Raw genomic sequence first — 19626 nt, 5'->3', positions numbered from 1 at the left:
CTGGTTGCAATTTGCAAATTACACATAATGGTTTTGTATATGGTTAGTAGTTTGCGAATTAGCGATTAATTTTCGATTAGCACGAGCCGAATTTTTTAATTTTCTTCTCACCTTTTTTCTATATAAGCCAAATAAAAAAAATGGCGGACTCGCAAATATGCCTTAACTTTGATTAAGCAACTGATTAGATATGAGATATATACGTTGTTAGCCGCTGTATTTTTTTCTTAAATCTTCAAAAGCTCTAAATATTGGTAATTCAATTTCTTTGTTTTCATATTCGGCAACTAAATGATTAAATTCAATCAGATTTTCCTTATAACTCTTATTGTTAAGTCTGCATAATTCATTAGTTCCATTAGTAATAATCTCGTTCATCAATACTTTCTGGGCTGGACGCATTAAATCTTGATAGAATTCACTTGGGCCAACAACAATCTTTGATTTAGATTCATTAATTGAATTTAGGCAACCGTTAAAAAGATATTTTGCTTTCTCTGAAACCTGTTTTGTAAACAATTGAATAATAACTTCGCAAAAATAGAATAGATATGGGTTGTCTGATTCTTCGAGACCAATTACCAACGAACCTTTATCTGAATTTTTGTCAAATACAATTACTAAATTAAAATCAGTTATTGATTTTGTATAATCAGTCTCTTGCTCGTTTAAAAACCCATTTACAAATGATTTTATTTTGGTCAGTTCGCTTTCGGTCATCAATACGAGGTGACCATTTTTAAATTCTACATCTCTGCAATAGCGAAGGATTATTGAATATATATAGGCGTGAATTTTAAGATTTGATAATTTATTAGGTTCCGTAATTTCAAATCCAGTTTCGAGATTATAGCTGTGAAAATTATTTTTAAATTTTTCAATTCTAAACTTTTGTAAGAATTCAGTAGAAAATTCACTTTCTAATTTGCCTAACTTGTTTTCACAGGTTTGGCATAAAATCTCATCTACCTTGTGATGGTGTTTTTTTATTTCGGTATTCGTATTCTTTAAATTATTTCTTCCAAAATAAACATCCACGGTAGCATTTTTAGAATCGATTTCATATGATTCTTCCCAATAATGTTTTCCAATACAATTCTGTATTAGGCTTGCTGGTGCTATATGAGAACCGGTTGCATTTGCATTTTTATCACAAATTATACATTTCATCACAGGGTTTGTTGATATGGTGGCTAACTTGTTATATTAAAACTAAATATACGTTTTATCAGTGTAGGATTCGTGATAACAGAATGTTTATAAAAACTTCAAATACATCTCACCTCAATAACCTCATTCAACCTCGTACTATATCTTTTCGAAAGATGATTCTGCTGCATCTTCCAGACTTTAGATAAGTCTTGGCCGCCAAACTTTACCTGATCAAAGCAGTTCCTGTTTAGCTGGTCAATGGTTTGCATAAGGAGTCGGTGCCTGGGATCCTCATTATAAAATAACGCGAGTTGCTTTTGTGTATCTGGAGTAAGTCCCATAACCATAATACCAGCTTTTTTGTAGTGATACCTTTCACGGTAAATACGCTTTAATCCGGCCATCGCGACTTTGGTTATTACTAGGGATGAATTTTTTTCGTAAGGCATCTGTAGCGATGTCCCATTGATGTAATGCGGCAAATCTTTCCGGTGACGGTTGGTGTGTATAAGCAGGTAGGCCGGTTGGCAGGAGCTGTTTTGTTTTCGGAGCTTGAAGCTTACTTTACTCGTATAAGTGGCCACACGTTCTCTAATATCCTCAAAGGCGGTGTATATTCTATCAAAAGACCTGGTAACTGCGATGTTTTTCTTTTTGGCAACTTCTTCCAGACCGAGTGTAGATTCCCCGGACAAATCCCGTTTAAGCCTGGGCCTGTCTATACTCATTTCTTTGCCTGCGTACTCATTACGTAGCTGGGTAAACTGCCAGGTATTAAATGTCTATCGCTCTCTTTAATATATTGAAGGACTTTTGATTTAGTGGAGTATCAGGTTAGGATAGATTTCGATATAAAGATAAATTCCGTATAACCCTCAAAACGAAAGCGGAGAAAGAGGGATTTTGTCCCAACATCCCACTTTCAGCATTTTGCAAATGCCTAAGTCTTTAAATAAAAAAACCGCTCAAGTAAACTTGGCGGTTTTTAGTATTTCAAGCCTTGCGCTTGATCGCGGAGAAAGAGGGATTCGAACCCCCGGAGGTGTGACCCTCAACAGTTTTCAAGACTGCCGCAATCGACCACTCTGCCATTTCTCCTGAGTGTCTCATCAGCTATTTGCTGATTGCGGGTGCAAATATAGAAAGTTTTTTCAATTTCCGACCAAAAAATTACAGGGATTTTTAGCTTAATTATTTTTACCTGTAATCGGGATTTTATCTCCCTTAAAATGAGGCTCTTTGCCGATAAGCAATTCGCCCCAGGCTTTTAAATTTGCCGCAATTTCGCGATAGCGGTTACGCGATTCCATCCCATAAGTTCTTCGGTCGCCAATATAACCGTAATAATCAAGCCCCATACTTCGGGCGATGTAAATGGCGCGAGGCAGATGAAAGTGTTGCGTCACCACAATAGCCCGGTCTACCTCAAAAATATAGGATGCCCGGTACACCGAGTCGTAGGTGTCAAAGCCGGCAAAATCCATAAAAATAGCTTCCTCAGGTACCCCGCGTTCCCGCAGGTATTTTTTCATGGCCACCGGCTCGTTGTAACTGGTAGTGCCATTGTCACCCGATAGTAAAAACCGTTTTACCTTACCCTGAGAATAGAGCAGGAGGGCCGACTCGACCCGGTCGCGTAAAATCGTTGAGAGTTCGCCGTTGCTGCGTACACTGGCTCCCAGTACCAATACGGTATAGGCTTCCGGCAGATCCTGAGTGCGTTCAAAAATATAATCTTTGGTCGTGTGCCTGATGTACAGCGAAAGCCCCGAGGTTATCAGTAAAATCAGTAAAAACCCCAGTATTAAATACCGCAGAATTTTAAGAAAGACCAAATTGTTTTTAAACATAGTAGGTTGCGTGTCTGGCCTGTTTACAGGGCTTATGCTCTAACGTTGGTTGTACGCTTGTTGGTATCGAGCAGGCTTTAAAATTAGTAAGCTTTTTGCAATAAAGGAGGCGAAATCGCATTTAATAAAGCCATTTTAAAAGAATAGCTCCACATAATCCCGCGAAGGTCTTAACTTTGAAAAAAAATCTGCTTTATGAATGTGATCACAAGCCTCAACTGGCGCTATGCCGTTAAAAAGTTTGATGCCAGTAAAAAACTTACTTCCGCCCAAATCGGGGTTTTAACCGAAGCCTTTAATCTTACCGCAACCTCTTACGGCTTGCAGCCCCTGCGTCTGGTGGTGATTGCAGATGAAAAGCTGCAGGAGCAACTGGTTAAAGCTTCCATGAATCAGACTCAGGTGCGCGATGCCTCTCACGTTTTGGTTATTTGTGTTGAGAACGAAGTAAAAGCGCCTTATGTGCAATCTTATTTTGACCTGGTTCAGGAGGTGCGCGATACGCCCGAAACGATATTGAAACCTTTTCGGGAGACGCTAAAAAAGCAGTTTGAAAATCAGGATGCCGAAAAAACCCGGCAATGGGCCGTAAACCAGGCCTATCTGGCTTTGGGCAATCTGCTCACCGTTTGTGCCCTCGAGGAAATAGATGCCTGTCCTATGGAAGGCTTTATATCCGGGCAGTATGACGAAATCCTGGGGCTCAATTCGCACGGAATCACCAGTACTCTGGTGTTACCCGTGGGTTATCGCGCTCAGGACGATATGTTTGCCGACTTTAAAAAAGTGCGCCGCGCTACTTCAGAAACCATCATCCATTTATGATTGATCGCGCTGTGTGTTCTGCACGGGCTGGTCTATAATGCGCATTTTATATTCGTAAGCCTTGCTCGGTTCCAGGACTTTCATAGACCTGTCGTAAATCGCATCAGGCTTAAAGATGGGCATGGTGTACTGAAAAGGGGATTTTGAGGCCAGGTTGTGGTCCAAACTCAAAAGCTCAGGATCAAGAGGTAGCGCTTTAAAAGGTTTGTTGATAGAAGGGAAGGGCTGCTGCTGCAGTTTTTGTAAAATGCTATCCTGCTCTTTTTGAGGAAGAATTTGATTTGTTTGGGCACCTGCCGAAGCTGACGCGCCCAGAAGCAGAAGACCTAAGAAGTATAGATTTTTCATAATGCGATAGATGTATATATCTAATTACTTCAAGATAAGCCTTTTGTTGCAGCGGAAGCAAAAAAGTTTCATCAATACGTCACGCGCTCCATAATCTCAAGGCCATAACCTATCATACCTACGCGCTTGTGATCTTCACTGTTTGAGAGTAATCTGATCTTAGAAATCCCGAGATCGTGAAGAATCTGAGCCCCAATACCAAAATCCTTTAAATCCATCTTAGGTGAGGAGTCTGCCGGTCTTTCGGTGGTTTGACGTTCTTTTAAATCTGCTAAACGCGAAAGCAACTTGCTGGCTACATTCTCCTGATTGATAAAAACAACTGCTCCTTTTCCGGTTTTGTTGATGAGATCAAAGATCTTTTCGAGCTTCTTATCACTTTCCTGAGTAAGCGTGCTTAAAATGTCATTGTTTACAAAAGACGAGTTTACCCGTACCAGTACAGGCTCATCAATACCCCAGGTTCCTTTGGTCAGGGCGATATGCACCTGATCGTTTGTGGTTTGTTGATAGGCCCTGATCCTAAAACTGCCGTAGCGGGTTTGCAGTTCAAAATCTTCCTTTTTCACAATGAGCGAGTCGTGTTGCATACGGTAGGCCACCAGGTCTGCAATCGAGACGATCTTTAAATCAAACTTTTTAGCAACCTCCATCAATTGGGGCAGGCGCGCCATGGTACCGTCTTCGTTCATAATTTCAACGATCACACCTGCGGGAGCAAAACCGGCAAGCCGTGCAAAATCTATGGCAGCCTCGGTATGGCCGGTGCGTCGTAAAACCCCGCCTTCTTTGGCTTTAAGCGGAAAAATATGACCGGGTTTAGAAAAATCCCAGGGTTTAATATCGGGGTTGATGAGTGCACGTACGGCTTTTGCACGGTCTGAAGCACTGATGCCTGTAGTGACCCCGTGACCTTTTAAATCGATCGAAACCGTAAATGCCGTCTCCATCGGGTCGCTGTTAGTGCCTACCATCATTTCCAGTTTCAGCTCTTTGCAGCGCTCTTCGGTTATGGGAGCACAGATGAGGCCGCGGCCGTGTTTGGCCATAAAGTTGATGGTTTCGGGTGTGACTGTTTCTGAAGCAGCCAAAAAATCGCCTTCATTTTCCCGGTCTTTGTCATCTACCACAATGATTACCTTACCATTTTTGATCTCTTCTATAGCTTCTTCAATGGTATTAAGCTGAATATTTTGCGGACGGGTTTGCACGGTCATAAATTCGTATTAGGGAAGCAAAGGTACAATTTAGACTGCTTTCAGGCAGTCCTGCTTTAAAAAGAACAGGGGTTAATTGTAGCTTTTCAGTAAGGTTTCTGCAGCTTCCTTAAACTTTTCGGTATACCCGTATTGCTCGTAGTTGGCTACAATGTCTTCAAGTTCACGCTGATTTTTGGTCTTCAAAATCGCCTTTTCCGAATTGCTTAAATCAAAATCGGCAAGAGGCTGTTCGGGATCAATCGCATCGGCATTTTTCTTTTTAAACAGTTTCTTGATGGGATCGAGAAAGCCTTCCAGATCAAATAAGCCCTGATCTGTAGTAGCTCTGTAGGTGAGGTAAACTCCCAGTGGAAACAGAATAAGCGTGCTTAACCAGCTGGCGACCCAGGCAGAAACGCTGCCGTCTTCGGCGCTGTTTTTGGCAAAAATCCCAATAAAATGGTACGTGAGAAAAAGCGCTACTCCAATAACAATAGGCAGGCCCAGACCACCTTTGCGAATGATTGCTCCCAGAGGGGCTCCTACAAAAAAGAGAATAACACAGCCAAAGGCCAAAACAAACTTCTCGTGCAGCGCAATCTCATATTTGCTTAAGGTTTTAATCTTAACCTGATTGTTAGTCTTTTGCCCTTTAATGGAGGTAATATTATTTTTCGCGCTGGTTTCGGCTCCGCGCAACACCTGTGCCTGTGAAGACAAACTAAAGTTTTTGATCAGTTCATCCTCCATAACCCGGGTGGTGTCTACCGGAATATTAGAGAGGTAGGAGGTATCCAGCGGGCGCAATTGCATTTCCCGCAATTCGGTTGTGCCCCGTGATTTCAGGTAATTGCTGTAGTTTTTTGAAATATCAATCAGCGTGTCGTTGAGTTGGGAGACGGTAAGCATGGTATAGGCATTGTCGATGCTTTTTTCGTCCATATCTACATTGTCGAGTTCGCTCAGATCAATATTGATGGTATAGGTTTCAAAGTAGCTTTTTACGAAAGGCTCGCGTCTTTGCTTTTGATAATCTTTTTGCTCTACTTCATCGTAGTAATTACCGTCTATAAGCTTTAGCGAAAGTACATTGTCTCCTTCGGCGCTTATGAGTTCGGCCTCTTTGGCTTTAATCACGGTAAAATTACCCGTGCGGGAAGGATCTTTCTGGTAGATGATCACATCTTTCAGGAACTGCCCGTTTTCACCTTCCTTATCGGCGATTTTCATCACATAATTTTCGCCAATGGTGTTATACTGGCCTTTAGTAATCGCCATTGCCGGTTTTACCTGTGCGATATTCCGCCTCAAATTGAGGGATTCAAACTCGGCAGCGGGAATCACATAATTGGCAAAAAGAAACGAAGTCCCGGCTAAGATCAAAATGAAAACAGTAAGGCTGCGCATAGCCCGTTGCAGGGAAATCCCGGTAGATTTCATCGCGGCAAACTCATAATTTTCGGCAAAATTACCGAAAGTCATAATACTGGTGAGCAGCACGGTAAGCGGTAAAACCAGCGTAACCAGACGGGGTGAAAAATACAGCAGGAATTTTACAATGATAACCAGATCAAGATCTTTCCCGGCGAGCTCTTTGATGTACAACCATACCGTTTGCAGTACGAATATGAACATCAAAATGATGAACGTACTCAGAAAGTTCTTGATAAAGGTTACCAGTATATAACGATCCAGTATTTTCAAGACAAATTAGTCTAATCTGTTGATGTAGTAATCGCCGTATTTAGATTCGTCAAAGACAAACAGGTTGCCGGGTAAGGGCTGGTCTGTCTTAAATGAGTTTACAGTGATGGTGATTTTACTGCCGTTTTTCTGAGTCATGATCAGGCGGTAGATGTGTTTGGTTTGAACATCAACGCCCAGCAAAGCAGATTTCAGTTCGCTGTTAGAATCTATAGGCGTAAGCTTGATGTACTGTATTTTACGACCGCTTACATTTTGCTCGATATCCCATTTATAGGAATAGCCTTTGTTGAAAAAGGTCAGCATTTTTGAAGGGGTAATAGCGTCATCGTCTCCCGGATCCTGAGTGGAAATGGTGATTTCTTCATCTTCGGGAACAATGGTGTACAGTTTTTTGCCGTCATACATCTGCATGGTACCCATCAGATTGAGTTTGTACTTGTCACCATCTAAAGTGACGTCCCCACGCGTTTCCTGATTGATGCCTGCAGCATCATTAGAAAGCCCGTATTTAAAGTCTATAAACATATTGTCATAGCTCTTCACTTTAGCCGAAACCTGATCTAAAAGAGCCTTAGCTTTAGTATCCTGTGCATATCCTGCAGAAAAGGCTGCAAACCAAAATACCAGGGCAGCGATTACAGGTGTTTTATAAAATTTCATATTATTCATTATTTAATTGTTGATGTAATGCATTTAAATCTGTAACGAGTACCTGTCTGGCTTTACTGCCTTCAAAGGGGCCTACAATGCCCGCAGCCTCCAGTTGGTCGATGATTCGTCCTGCACGGTTGTAACCCAGTTTAAGTTTACGTTGCAATAACGAGGCACTTCCCTGCTGGGCGGTTACAATGACTTCGGCAGCTTCCACAAACAAAGCATCCCGTTCGCCGACATCTATATCAAGACTTGTGCCACCTTCTTCTCCCACATATTCCGGCAGCAAATGCGCATCAGGGTAGGCTTTTTGCGAACCGATAAAGTCGGTTATTTTTTCAACTTCCGGAGTGTCGACAAAGGCACACTGTACGCGAACGAGTTCGTTACCCTGCGTAAACAACATATCTCCACGGCCTATAAGCTGATCGGCTCCCTGACTGTCCAGAATGGTACGCGAATCGATTTTTGAAGTTACCCTAAAGGCGATACGTGCGGGGAAGTTTGCTTTAATGATACCGGTGATTACGTTTACCGAAGGTCTCTGGGTTGCAACAATAAGGTGAATACCAATCGCCCGTGCCAGCTGTGCCAAACGTGCTATGGGAGTTTCAACCTCCTTACCGGCGGTCATAATAAGGTCTGCAAACTCATCGATTACCAGCACGATATAGGGCAGGTATTTATGACCATTGTTGGGATTGAGTTTGCGCTTTTTAAACTTGGCATTGTATTCTTTAATGTTGCGCGCCATCGCATCTTTAAGCAGATCATAGCGGTTATCCATCTCAATACACAGGGAGTTTAAGGTATGTATAACCTTGGTATTGTCGGTAATGATGGCTTCTTCGGTATCGGGAAGTTTAGCCAGGTAATGCCGCTCGATTTTGTTAAACAGGGTAAGTTCTACCTTTTTGGGATCTACCAGTACAAATTTTACCTCTGCCGGATGCTTTTTATAGAGCAATGAGGTCAAAATGGCATTAAGTCCTACCGATTTACCCTGCCCCGTGGCTCCAGCCATAAGCAGGTGAGGCATTTTGGCCAGATCAACAACAAAAGTTTCGTTTGAAATGGTTTTACCCAAAGTCAGGGGCAGTTCCATTTCTGCATTTTGAAATTTAGGAGAGGCAATCGCCGAGCGCATCGATACGATACGGGCGTTTTTATTTGGCACCTCAATACCAATGGTTCCCTTCCCGGGAATCGGGGCAATGATGCGTATCCCCAAAGCCGAAAGGGAAAGCGCGATATCATCCTCCAGGTTTTTGATCTTGGAGATGCGTATACCGGCCTCGGGTACGATTTCATAAAGCGTTACTGTTGGACCTACGGTCGCCTTGATGTGCGCGATGTCGATCTTGTAGTTTTTAAGCGTATCTACAATACGGTTTTTATTTTCTTCAAGCTCTTCCTGATCTATTGTGATGCTCTGACCCTGCGTATAGTCTTTAAGCAGCTCGATTGACGGAAATTTATAATTGCTGAGTTCAAGAGTAGGGTCAAACTCCCCGAAATCCTGAACCAGTTTGGTGCTCAGGTTTTCTTCGACCTCTTCTTCTTCAATAGTTTCTTCTATTTCAATCTCAAACTCTTCGTCTGCTGCGGGTTTGGGAGCTTCGTTGACCACGGGCTTGGGTGGAGCAGGAGCAGGAGCCGGGGCAGACTTGAGCACGGGCTCTTCAAAATCCTCCAAATCTTCATCAGCAGCATCGTCTACGGGAAGCTCGATATTGTCTTTCTCAAAAGCGGTGTCTTCAAACGAGATCTCGTCGTCCTGCTCATCAAATTCAGACTTTAAATCATTGCGCTTGCGCGAAAGGTATTGCCCCACCAGCTCTGGTGTAAGTTTGAGCCTCACGGCCAGATAGACGATAGCTACAAATGCGAGAACGAGAATGGTGCCTATAAGTCCCAGATAATCCTGAAGAAAATCGTTGAGTTCAAAACCTACCATTCCGCCCAGCAGCGCATTGCTTTGAGCGAAAAAACCGAAGAAGACCGAAAACCACAACATAACGATAATACCCCAAAACCAGTAGGCCTGCAGGCTTTTTTTGGGCCGGTCAAAAAAGTAATAGAAACCGGTAAGAGTCACCAATACGGCTAATGCAAATGCAGCGATGCCAAATCCCTGGTAGATGAAAAAATCACCAAGAGCGGCGCCAAATTTATTGAGCCAGTTTTGAGCTTCCACGCTGCGGTCGCCGAGACTGTTAAGGGTACTCTGGTCGGCCTGCCAGCTGAAAAAATAGGACAGGAATGAAAACAAAAGGGCGATTCCCAGCAGGAACAGGAAACTTCCTAAAACAATTTTTTGCTGTTTACTCAGTTTAAAACTGATTTTCACCGGCTGCTTTTTAGGAGTCGTAGATTTGGTTTTCGCTTTTTTTCGGGCCATTCGTAGTACTAAGCTTAGTAGGTCTGCTTATAAAAGAGCTCGCAAAGGAGCTGTGGTTACATCTGTTTTTTTTAGTCGGGCGTAAAAATACAAATATCAAACGGTACTCTGCCGATAAAATTTTAGAAGAGGTAGGGGATATAGATTATAAAACCTATAATGGCTGCAATGACGGCGGCAAAGGTTACTGCGCCTGCCGAGACATCTTTGATAATACCTATTTTTTTATGGTAATCGGGATGCACAAAATCGGCTATTTTCTCAATGGCGCTGTTGAGACCCTCTACAGCCAGTACCAAAGCAATTGCCAGTAACTGAATACACCACTCGATCGGGGTAATGTCGAGGTAAAAACCCAAAAAACAAACCACCAGCGCACAGAAAACCTGCACCTTGATGCTGGCTTCTGTACGCACGAGGTAAAATGCGCCTTTAAAGGCATATTTAAAGGCTTTGAGGCGGTTTATAATAAAGGGTTCTTTGGGTTGTTCCATTAAGCCAGTGCGCGCAGGGCGGCCTCGTAGTTGGGTTCCTGACCTATTTCGGGTACCTGCTCAGAATAAATCACTTTGTGATTGTCATCGAGCACTATAACAACGCGGCTGTGCAGACCGGCAAATGCCCCGTCAGCAATTAAAAGCCCGTAGTCTTTTCCAAATTTCCCGTCTTTAAAGTCTGAAAGTACCTGTACCTGCTCCAGACCCTCTGCTCCGCAAAAACGGGCCTGTGCAAAAGGAAGGTCGCGAGAAATGCAAAGCACTACGGTGTTCTCAAGATCAGAAGCTTCTTCATTAAACTTGCGTACCGAAGCGGCACACACCCCCGTATCTACACTCGGGAAAATATTCATCACAACTTTCTTGCCCTTAAAATCTTCAAGGGTACTTTCCTGAAGATCGGTTCTTGAAAGTGTAAAATCTGGTGCTTGCGTTCCGTTTTCAGGAAGCTCGCCACTGGTATGCGTAGGGTTTCCACCCAGAGTTATGTTTGCCATGATTTTTGGTTTTGTAAGGCGTAAAAGTAGGCATATAAAAAACGAACGCCAATTAAAGGAATGCCAATTTCTGGTTTCACACTTTTCCCGAAACGAAAAAAGCTTCCGCATAATGCAGAAGCTTTTTAAAAGGGTTGAACCTGTTTTTAAACGTCGTTCAGTCTGAAGCTTTTAGCGGTCTATCGAACCTAAAACTTTCTGAGCAAAGCCGTTTGCGGCATCGCGTTCAGACATTCCGCCGGCGATCATCTCATGCATTTCAACAGCACCGCAGAGATTGGTTATCAACTCGCCTATAACATCCATTTCCGCATCGCTTACCGAACGGTGTTCGGTAAAGGATTCAAGCACGTCAATAGTATGTTTCAGGGCTTCGTTGCTGTTGTTTTTTTGCAAATGTTTAATTACTGGTAATTTCATCAACGAGTTCTTTTAGGTTTTCAAACTTATTGGTCTGAACCTGGTTAACAAAGTTTCCGTTCTTAAAAGTCGCAAAAGTAGGCAGGTTGTCTACTGTGGCGAGCTTTCTGCTTTCCGGAAATTTTTCAGCATCTACGAGCAAGAATGCGGTATCCTCGTGTTCTGTAGCCAGTTTTTTAAACTTAGGCTTCATCAAACGGCAGTTACCACACCAGCTTGCCATATACTGCACCACCACGGTGTCGTTAGACGATACCCATTCTGCCAGATTATCCTGATCGAGTTGCTTTAACATAGTCAAGTTTTTTAAGTTTTCTATTAATTTGAAGCCAGATACGTAGCTACACCATCACGGTTGGCGTTCATTGCCTGCTTGCCTTCTTCCCAGTTTGCAGGACATACTTCCCCGTTTTTCTGTACGTGAGCATAAGCATCAATTAAACGTAAAAATTCATTTACGTTACGACCTACCGGCATATGGTTTACACCTTCGTGAAATACGGTTCCTTCCTCGTCAATAAGATACGTTGCACGATAGGTTACATTGTCACCATCTACGGTAAGCACCCCGGTCTCTTCATCGTAACGCTCGTTTGTAATGTCAAGAATTCCCAGACGATTGGCCAGATTGCGGTTGGTATCGGCAAGAATAGGATAGGTTACACCTTCGATTCCGCCATCATCTTTTGGAGTGTTTAACCATGCAAAGTGCACTTCCGGAGTGTCGCAAGAAGCACCTATAACCATCGTATTGCGCTTTTCAAACTCATCCATTGCAGCCTGAAATGCGTGAAGCTCGGTTGGGCAAACAAAAGTGAAATCTTTGGGATACCAGAACAAAACAATTTTCTTGTTATTCTTTTTAGCTTCCTCCAAAACGTTAATTTTAAAGGTATCGCCCATTTCATTCATAGCATCTACTGCAAGATTTGGAAATTGTTTTCCTACTAATGTCATTGTTGTTTGTTTTTAAATTTGGTGCAAAGCTAGCCAGCACATCGTCTAAAAAAAACCGCAAAAAATGTGTAGAAGTTATGCCGGTATAGGCTTTTCTTATAGTTGTTTTTTAGTCCGAAAGCATTATCAAATTGATGTTGCTTTTGAGTGAAAAATCAGGAATATGCAGCAAATGAAGCCTGTCTTTGCCGGTATTGCAAAGCAAAATGGCCAGCCTGTTTACTGTTAAGAAATATTTAACATCCGTAATACGGAAGCTTTACGAAGCTATAAGGTTTTCGCTTTACCGACTTAAAGCGCTTTGGTAAAAATAAAGACCTGGTTACTGCTTCCCGGCATCTGCGAGCGAACGGATTTTAATACTGAAGGCAGCAAAAATCAGCGTCATAAACGGACTAAGCCAGTTGAAAATGGCATACACAAAATAGTCTGCTACCGAAACGCCCAATACGCCGCTTTGATAGGCGCCACAGGTGTTATAGGGTACCAAAACCGAGGTGACGGTACCACTGTCTTCGAGTGTACGGCTCAGGTTTTCGGGGGCCAGACCTTTATCGCGATAGGCCTTGGCATACATGCGTCCGGGGACCACAATAGCCAGGTATTGATCGCTCGCAGTGGCGTTGAGACCTATACAGGTGGCTACGGTACTGGCAAATAGACCAAAGGTGCTGTCAAAAAGATTAAGCATAAACTTACTGATGCGGGATAGCGCCCCAATGGCATCCATAACACCGCCAAAAGTCATGGCGCAAAGAATCAGCCAAATGGTGCCCAGCATCCCGGCCATTCCGCTGGCAGCAAAAAGGTCATTGAGATCTTCATTGGTGGTTTCAATAGCAGTATCAACGGTGATGGCATTCATAATCCCTTTGTAGCCGCTTTCAAAACTCAGGCTGGTGCTTCCGCCCAAACCGGCAACCAAATCCGGTTGGAAAATGAGCGCAGCGATTCCACCTAAAAGTGTACCTGCCAGTAAGGCGATTAGGGGAGGTGTTTTTTTGATGATTAAAAAGATAACCAGAGCCGGTACCAGAAACAGCCAGGGCGTGATATTAAAAGCTTCATCAATAGAGGCTAAAATAGCACTGCTGTCTGCGGGGCCTGTGGTCTCTACACTAAAACCTATAATAATAAAGACCAGCAGGGTGATGCTTATAGAGGGCACGGTGGTGTATAGCATGTACTGTATGTGCGTAAACAAATCGGTACCCGCCATGGCAGGAGCTAGGTTTGTTGTATCGCTTAGGGGTGAAAGCTTATCCCCAAAATAAGCCCCCGATAAAATAGCTCCTGCGGTCATGCCAAGAGATATACCCAGGGCATTGGCAATACCTATAAGTGCAATACCTACAGTGGCCGAGGTGGTCCAGCTGCTTCCGGTAGCGACCGAAATGATGGCACAGATCACCACGCAGGCTGCGAGAAATATAGACGGACTCAGGATTTGCATACCGTAATAAATCATCGTGGGGATGATGCCACTTACAAGCCAGGTTCCGGCCAAAGCCCCCACCAGCAGGAGGATGAGAATAGCACCCGCGGTTGATTTTATATTGAGGGCGACTTCTTCCATCATCAGTTCAAAAGAGGTTTTGTTGAAGAAACCTACAATTGCGGCAACCGCAGCACCAAGAAGTAAGATAAACTGGTTAGAACCACTTAGGGCATCATCACCAAACACAAAAACATTATAAGCCAGCATGCCTACCAATGCGAGTATTGGGATCAGGGCTTCAAAAATGCTGAGTTCTCTGTTTTCTACAATTTGCTCGTTACGCTCTTCCGCATCCTGATTTGTCATGATCTTTTATATAGTTTGTACAAGTTTAAGGATTATGAATGAAATACTAAGAACACAGGATCGCTTATGTTAAGAAGTTTTGAATGCTTGAAACTCATAGGGTAATCTTTAAACAAATAAAAAATGAGTAATTTTTATATCAGGAAATCTTTCATCGTAAATATTTGTTATTTAATAGGTTAATTACTTTTGTTGTCCTACATTTGTTCTTGTATAATTCACTGATTTCTAGTCAAACGAATACAAAAACAAGATAAAATACGAAGATAATTACTTATTGATGAAACCCCATTTCATAATTTTTGCATTATTTGCATTTTTTGCAACTCATGCTCAGGTTGGTATTGGAACTACCTCACCAAAAACAACCCTTGATGTTACCGGTAGACCAGCAGATGCGACTTCTCTTGATGGAGTAGCTGTACCTCGAATGACGGGTGATCAATTAAAGGCGAAAGTTTACACCTCAGATCAAAATGCTGCTTTGGTTTATGTTACAGTTGCTCCTACAAGCCCTAGTGGACAGACGTCAAATGTCACCGAAGAGGGTATTTATGTATATAGTTCGTCTCAAAATAAATGGATAGCCTTAAAATCAAGTTCAAGAGATAGTTGGAAGCCGACGGGCAATACGATCAGTTCCGGAAATTTTTTGGGTAGCTTAAATAATTTACCCTTAGAAATTAAAATAAACAATGTTTTAAAAACTCGAATTACTTTAAGAGGTCAGATAGAAACCTTAAACACTTCAAATTCGGTTTACTTAGGAGAACTTGCTGGTGCTAATAATTATGCAGCGACCGCAAATAATGTGTTTTTAGGATATGCTTCTGATTATGATGCTGGCGGAGCCTCTAATAGTTTAATTTTAGGATACAATTCAAGAGTAAGTTCAAATAACTCAATTGTAATCGGAAGTGAAGCGGATGCAGATAGTAATAATTCAATTTCCGTTGGGAGATCAACACAATCTCAGGGGACTTATGGAATAGTTATCGGGGATGCAGCCTTTGCGAATAAAACTGGAGCGATTGCAATTGGTCAAAGTTCTCAGGTTCAGGGTGATCACGCCATTTCAATAGGTAAATCAACCTATACTTCAGGATCAGATGCGATTGCGATTGGTAATTCTGCTCAGGCTCAGGCCACGAATGCGGTGGCTATAGGCAATAACGTTTACGCCCCTAATCCTAATACGCTAATTTTGGGAAATAATCTAAATGTCGGGATTGGTACTAACAATCCTTCTACAAAACTACATGTAGCCGGTTCCGTTAAAATAGTGGATGGAACTCAGGGAGCAGGCAAGGTCTTAACATCAGATGCTAATGGCTTAGCTGACTGGCGAACACCTATAAATCAAGTTTACGGAGAGGTTGACAGAACTTCAAACCTTACAATTTCAAATGGAACTGCAAATGTAACGTTCAATAGTACAGACACAGGGCTGAACAGAAACGTATCAATAAATAGTACATTACCTACCGACTACATAGCGGTAAATGAAGCTGGAGTATATGAAATCACATATAGTTACGGAATTTTTATAAATGATAATTCTGATGGGAATATTAATATTTATTTAAGAAAAGGTTTTAGTAGTGGAGCAGCTACAAAAATTAATAAAAGTACATCCATAGATTGGGGTGACAATCCCGTTCATGATGAAAGATTTCATATAAGTAAGTCCGTTTTAGTGAGACTCGCTGCAAATGAGAGAGTCTATATGACATATTCAATTAATAATTCTGGCGTAAATATGTTTTTAATTGCCAATACTGTTTCGCTGTCTCTTAAACGTATTGATTATTAAATAGTTTTAGTTCTAAAATTCATAAATATTTTGGTGACAGTTAGATACGTTCGTCTTTGGCTTACTATTTCTAATTTTTAATATATTCCTCTTTACTAATATATACTTAAAAAGTTTTCTTTTGGTGAACCAGCCCTGAGCATCTTTGGAATAGATTTCTTTGGACCAGTAAACCCATTGTTTGCGCGCGATTGTATCGCGTGTAGGTAGTTTTCTTTTTCTTCAGCATATCGAAAAGTCCCCGTTAAAAATTTTCGAAGCCTTACAGGAAATTTAGGGATACTGCTGCGGTTTTGCCCTCAAGGCGAAAATACTTATCCAAAAAGTGTCATTTCTTGTTTTGAGCCTGCCCTGAGCGATCGTCGAAAGTCTACGCTGAGTATCTTTGGAATAGATTTCTTTGGACCGGTAAGCCCATTGTTTGCGCGCGATTGTATCGCTTGCAAATAGTAGTTCCCATTCTTCCTTAAGCACCCGCTCCCGCAAGTCTTTGATTTTTGGTGTTTGAGTTTATGAGCTTCCGTGAGATAATAATTATGCGAGTAAAGAAAATGAACGGAAGATGATTTAGAACCTATAACTTCGATTCATATTCCTGTTCATTTTTTCCATCGATGAAAAAACGAACCAACCCGTCTAGTCAGCCGGGCAAGAAAATCTAGGCTTACAGGAGGTTCTCTAAATTTATTGTTCGCTGCACTGCATGCGCTTAACTCGGCCGCTCTGGCGGCCTCAAACAGAACCGCCTGCGACGTTGCGCTCACGTCAAATTTCACGAGAACCTCCTGATAGGCCGGTACTGATGTATTAATTGACTTTCTTAGTGTCTTATTAATTCTCCTGACGAGCAACTTCCGTGTGATACGATCGAAATGACATTCTTGATAATCAAAGCTGCCCGACAGGCTTATATTATAAATTGAAGAGCGTTTCAGGTAACATCCATCCCCAGCCCTTCCTTCAAAGGAAGGGAGTCTGTTCTTACTAAACTTAAAGCCTCCCTTTGAAGGGAGGTTTGGAGGGATGTTTTTCTGCTTTTTAATTAGAGTACAACTCATCCTTCGCGCGCGATTGTATCGCGTGCAGGTAGTTTTCTTTTTCTTCAGCATACCGAGAAGTCCTCGTTAAAAATTCTCGAGTCTTGCAGAGAATTCAGGGGCATCGCTGCGGTCTTCCCCCTAAGGCGAAAAATATCGACCCAAAAGGCGTCTTTTCTTTTGGTGAGCCTGCCCTGAGCATAAGTCGAAGGCCTGCCCTGAGCATCTGTCGAAGGGATTTCTTTGGACAAGCAAACCGAGGTACGAGGTTCGCGAACTCCTGCCAATAAGCGATGGCTAACTAAAGAAAATGAACAGAACAAGCTAGTGCAGCGTAATTCCTGTTGTGATACTGAAGTGAATTCGGTAGGGCTTTAGTGATTAATATCAGCTAAATGGATAATGAAAACAGAACATTTCCATCAAAGTCATGTTTTTTTAATTCTTATCTGTACACTAAGCCTCTCTGAAATAAACGAGCACAAAAGCAGCTCTTCTAAGTGAGTTGGTTTGAATACACTGAAAATAATAGAAAAAAGAGCAGATTAAACAGTGCGATTTTTCTTTCAATAAACCAGGTTGTCGCTCACTAAATAAGTTTTCCATTCACTTAGATTCAGAAAAACAGAGATCTGCTGACGCAGTTTTCTGAATGTTTTCGGGTTCTTACAGGGATAATGAGGAACTTATCAGGCCAAAATAGTGATTGTCGAAGCCTAATCTTAGAATTATGATTTTAGGTTGTTAAAGTAGTTTTTAGGAAACTATGGCGAATATTTAATTCATTGAAACAGGTAATTTCTTGGATTTAACTTAAAAAATAGCGATGCTTTAACTTTTATGGAAAAATCATTTTTGATTGATTATTCAGAAGTTTTGTTTAGAAAAACATTATTTATTAAAAAAAAATGTAAAAAGACATATTGTTTTTTGGTATTCTTTACGCAGGTAACCTGCAATTTATGAGGGGATTAGCTGTGTATTTTGTCGATTTAGTATTTGCATTTATCGATTTTATAGTATAATTGCAGGTGTAAAACATAACAATCAGGAGTTAATATCCTGAATCCCTAAACCACCCCCTAAATGAAAACGAAATTCATCGTTGTGTTTTCTTGTTGCCTATTTTCCTGGACTTATGCTCAGGTAGGTATAGGAACTACACAGCCGCAAACCACGTTAGATATCAGAGGCTCTAATCATCTTGGAGCAGTTAGTGAAACCGACGGTATTCTGGTTCCTCGAGTAAATGCCTTAACATCCAGTGGTACAGTAGATGGTCAATTGGTTTACTTGATCGCAGATAATGGTTCTTTTTCTAAAGGATTTCACTATTGGGATGCCGGCGCGACCGGTTGGTTGCCGGTAAATAGTACAATCGAACCCTGGAATGAGGCAGGTACAACGAATCCCGCGACCCTTAATACAGATAATCTCTATACTCTGGGAAAAGTGGGTATAGGAAGAACTAATCCTACAGGTATACTGCATATTCAGCATTCCTCAAATGATAATGACCTGGATGATGTGATGATAGATAGCTATTCTAACGCCACTACGAGCTTTTTTGGCTTAAGAAAAGCGCGAGGAACAGTTGAAGCCCCACTTAACCTTCAAAATGGAGATAATATAGGTTGGATAACATTTGTCCCCAGGTATAATGGCAATTTGGGTTATTTAGGGTCGTCTATAGCCAGTTTTTACAGGGGCAATGGGACAGATAATGTTTCAGATTTAGTTTTTCAGACTAATGGCAATCAAGATAGAATGAGATTGACCCCGGAGGGTAACTTAGGGATCAATGTTTATGATCCTACTGCCAGACTTCAGGTTAATGGTACATTCAGATATGTAGATGCTTCGCCGGGGGATGATGAAGGTAAAGTGTTGACTTCAGACGCTAATGGTAACGCAAGCTGGCAAGACGCTGTGGTATACCAGATGCCTTTTGGGATGCAGTTTTATTCCTATGATATCCCTAATACCACCTCTCCGGATCTTAATGATTTGGAAAGGGATACGGTAGTTACTAAATCTGGAGTGTACAATGGGGATTTAAGTCTCCCGAATTCCGGAGTTTCGGTTCTAAATCCTACTAGTGATGGTGAAGGCTTTGTCGTTAAAATTGTAGGCACTTATCTGGTTAAAAATACTGGAGAATTTAGTTTTACACAGCGTTCAGATGATGGGGCACGTATTTATATAGACGGAACATTAGTCTTAAGCGACTGGGCTAATGGAGGTGCTAATACAACAACCTCACAACCCATAGCGCTGGCAAAAGGCAAACATAAATTTGAATTTTGGTATTACGAATTTACGTCCAATCAGGAGTTCTCCTTTTCTTGGGGAACAAATCCAGATGGTAATTCAGGCGTGATTCAAGCCAATCAGTTTACCATTGAGTAGAAGTAAGAATTTGTTCTACACAAATTATCAGACTTTAGGGTTTGGGTTTCTAAAAA

General features: G+C 41.8%; 17 protein-coding genes and 1 tRNA gene. 3 read left to right on the top strand and 15 right to left on the bottom strand.

All coding sequences use genetic code 11. From position 1 onward, the window contains the following. Window positions 1-207: 207 nt before the first annotated feature. The 4 genes from ACSSS3_RS01190 to ACSSS3_RS01175 all read right to left on the bottom strand — a co-directional run bounded on the left by ACSSS3_RS01190 (window position 208) and on the right by ACSSS3_RS01175 (window position 3002). Window positions 208-1170 (bottom strand): hypothetical protein, encoded by a 963-nt coding sequence (locus ACSSS3_RS01190; RefSeq protein WP_442846116.1) that lies wholly within the window; start codon window positions 1168-1170, stop codon window positions 208-210. A 98-nt stretch (window positions 1171-1268) separates the two neighbouring features. Continuing rightward, the gene (locus tag ACSSS3_RS01185; protein ID WP_442846115.1) at window positions 1269-1880 is read right to left on the bottom strand and encodes a DinB/UmuC family translesion DNA polymerase; all 612 of its coding nucleotides are present in this window, start codon (window positions 1878-1880) and stop codon (window positions 1269-1271) included. A 285-nt stretch (window positions 1881-2165) separates the two neighbouring features. Beyond that, window positions 2166-2250, bottom strand: a tRNA-Ser gene (locus tag ACSSS3_RS01180). Window positions 2251-2339: 89 nt separating this feature from the next. Continuing rightward, on the bottom strand, window positions 2340-3002 hold the full coding sequence (locus ACSSS3_RS01175; RefSeq protein WP_228230363.1) for a SanA/YdcF family protein: 663 nt from the start codon (window positions 3000-3002) through the stop codon (window positions 2340-2342). Window positions 3003-3197: 195 nt separating this feature from the next. Here ACSSS3_RS01175 and ACSSS3_RS01170 point away from each other — a divergent pair, with 195 nt between their 5' ends. Then, window positions 3198-3827: a nitroreductase family protein gene (locus ACSSS3_RS01170; protein WP_442846114.1), complete on the top strand. Its 630-nt coding sequence runs from the start codon at window positions 3198-3200 to the stop codon at window positions 3825-3827. Here ACSSS3_RS01170 and ACSSS3_RS01165 read toward each other — a convergent pair. From ACSSS3_RS01165 to nhaC, 11 genes are all read right to left on the bottom strand, one after another. Continuing rightward, on the bottom strand, window positions 3822-4175 hold the full coding sequence (locus ACSSS3_RS01165; RefSeq protein WP_442846113.1) for a hypothetical protein: 354 nt from the start codon (window positions 4173-4175) through the stop codon (window positions 3822-3824). The two genes, ACSSS3_RS01170 and ACSSS3_RS01165, sit on opposite strands and share 6 nt — an antisense overlap. Before the next feature lie 71 nt (window positions 4176-4246). Further along, window positions 4247-5392, bottom strand: a complete 1146-nt coding sequence (gene ribB / locus ACSSS3_RS01160; protein ID WP_442846112.1) for a 3,4-dihydroxy-2-butanone-4-phosphate synthase — start codon at window positions 5390-5392, stop codon at window positions 4247-4249. 72 nt (window positions 5393-5464) lie between these two features. Continuing rightward, window positions 5465-7078 (bottom strand): LptF/LptG family permease, encoded by a 1614-nt coding sequence (locus ACSSS3_RS01155; RefSeq protein WP_228230359.1) that lies wholly within the window; start codon window positions 7076-7078, stop codon window positions 5465-5467. A gap of 6 nt (window positions 7079-7084) precedes the next feature. Further along, complete coding sequence (locus ACSSS3_RS01150; protein WP_228230358.1) at window positions 7085-7750, bottom strand: LolA family protein; 666 nt, start codon at window positions 7748-7750, stop codon at window positions 7085-7087. Continuing rightward, entirely contained in the window at window positions 7743-10136 is a 2394-nt protein-coding gene (locus tag ACSSS3_RS01145) for a DNA translocase FtsK (RefSeq protein ID WP_228230357.1), read from the bottom strand. Before ACSSS3_RS01145 ends, ACSSS3_RS01150 begins: the two co-directional genes overlap by 8 nt. A gap of 122 nt (window positions 10137-10258) precedes the next feature. Next, on the bottom strand, window positions 10259-10630 hold the full coding sequence (locus ACSSS3_RS01140) for a diacylglycerol kinase (RefSeq protein WP_442846111.1): 372 nt from the start codon (window positions 10628-10630) through the stop codon (window positions 10259-10261). After that, window positions 10630-11130, bottom strand: a complete 501-nt coding sequence (gene tpx, locus ACSSS3_RS01135) for a thiol peroxidase (RefSeq protein WP_442846110.1) — start codon at window positions 11128-11130, stop codon at window positions 10630-10632. The genes ACSSS3_RS01140 and tpx overlap by 1 nt, the downstream gene beginning before the upstream one ends. A 171-nt stretch (window positions 11131-11301) precedes the next feature. Beyond that, entirely contained in the window at window positions 11302-11550 is a 249-nt protein-coding gene (locus ACSSS3_RS01130) for a DUF6952 family protein (protein WP_442846109.1), read from the bottom strand. Further along, entirely contained in the window at window positions 11531-11845 is a 315-nt protein-coding gene (locus ACSSS3_RS01125) for a thioredoxin family protein (RefSeq protein ID WP_228230353.1), read from the bottom strand. Before ACSSS3_RS01125 ends, ACSSS3_RS01130 begins: the two co-directional genes overlap by 20 nt. Before the next feature lie 23 nt (window positions 11846-11868). Next, on the bottom strand, window positions 11869-12507 hold the full coding sequence (locus ACSSS3_RS01120; protein ID WP_442846108.1) for a peroxiredoxin: 639 nt from the start codon (window positions 12505-12507) through the stop codon (window positions 11869-11871). A 322-nt stretch (window positions 12508-12829) separates the two neighbouring features. Beyond that, the gene (gene nhaC, locus ACSSS3_RS01115; protein WP_442846107.1) at window positions 12830-14311 is read right to left on the bottom strand and encodes a Na+/H+ antiporter NhaC; all 1482 of its coding nucleotides are present in this window, start codon (window positions 14309-14311) and stop codon (window positions 12830-12832) included. A 280-nt stretch (window positions 14312-14591) separates the two neighbouring features. On the opposite strand from nhaC, the gene ACSSS3_RS01110 reads away from it, so the two are divergent. Next, window positions 14592-16124 carry a hypothetical protein gene (locus ACSSS3_RS01110; RefSeq protein ID WP_442846106.1) on the top strand — a complete coding sequence of 511 codons (1533 nt, stop codon included), beginning with the start codon at window positions 14592-14594 and terminating at the stop codon, window positions 16122-16124. 2123 nt (window positions 16125-18247) lie between these two features. Continuing rightward, a complete protein-coding gene (locus ACSSS3_RS01105; protein ID WP_442846105.1) occupies window positions 18248-19570 on the top strand; it encodes a PA14 domain-containing protein in 1323 nt (440 codons plus the stop codon). Window positions 19571-19626 lie beyond the last annotated feature (56 nt).

The organism is Leeuwenhoekiella sp. H156 (assembly GCF_052218455.1).
GTDB classification, from domain to species: Bacteria; Bacteroidota; Bacteroidia; order Flavobacteriales; family Flavobacteriaceae; genus Leeuwenhoekiella; species Leeuwenhoekiella parthenopeia.
The sequence above is the reverse complement of the archived record's forward strand: the minus strand, read 5'-3'. Positions and strand labels throughout refer to the sequence as shown.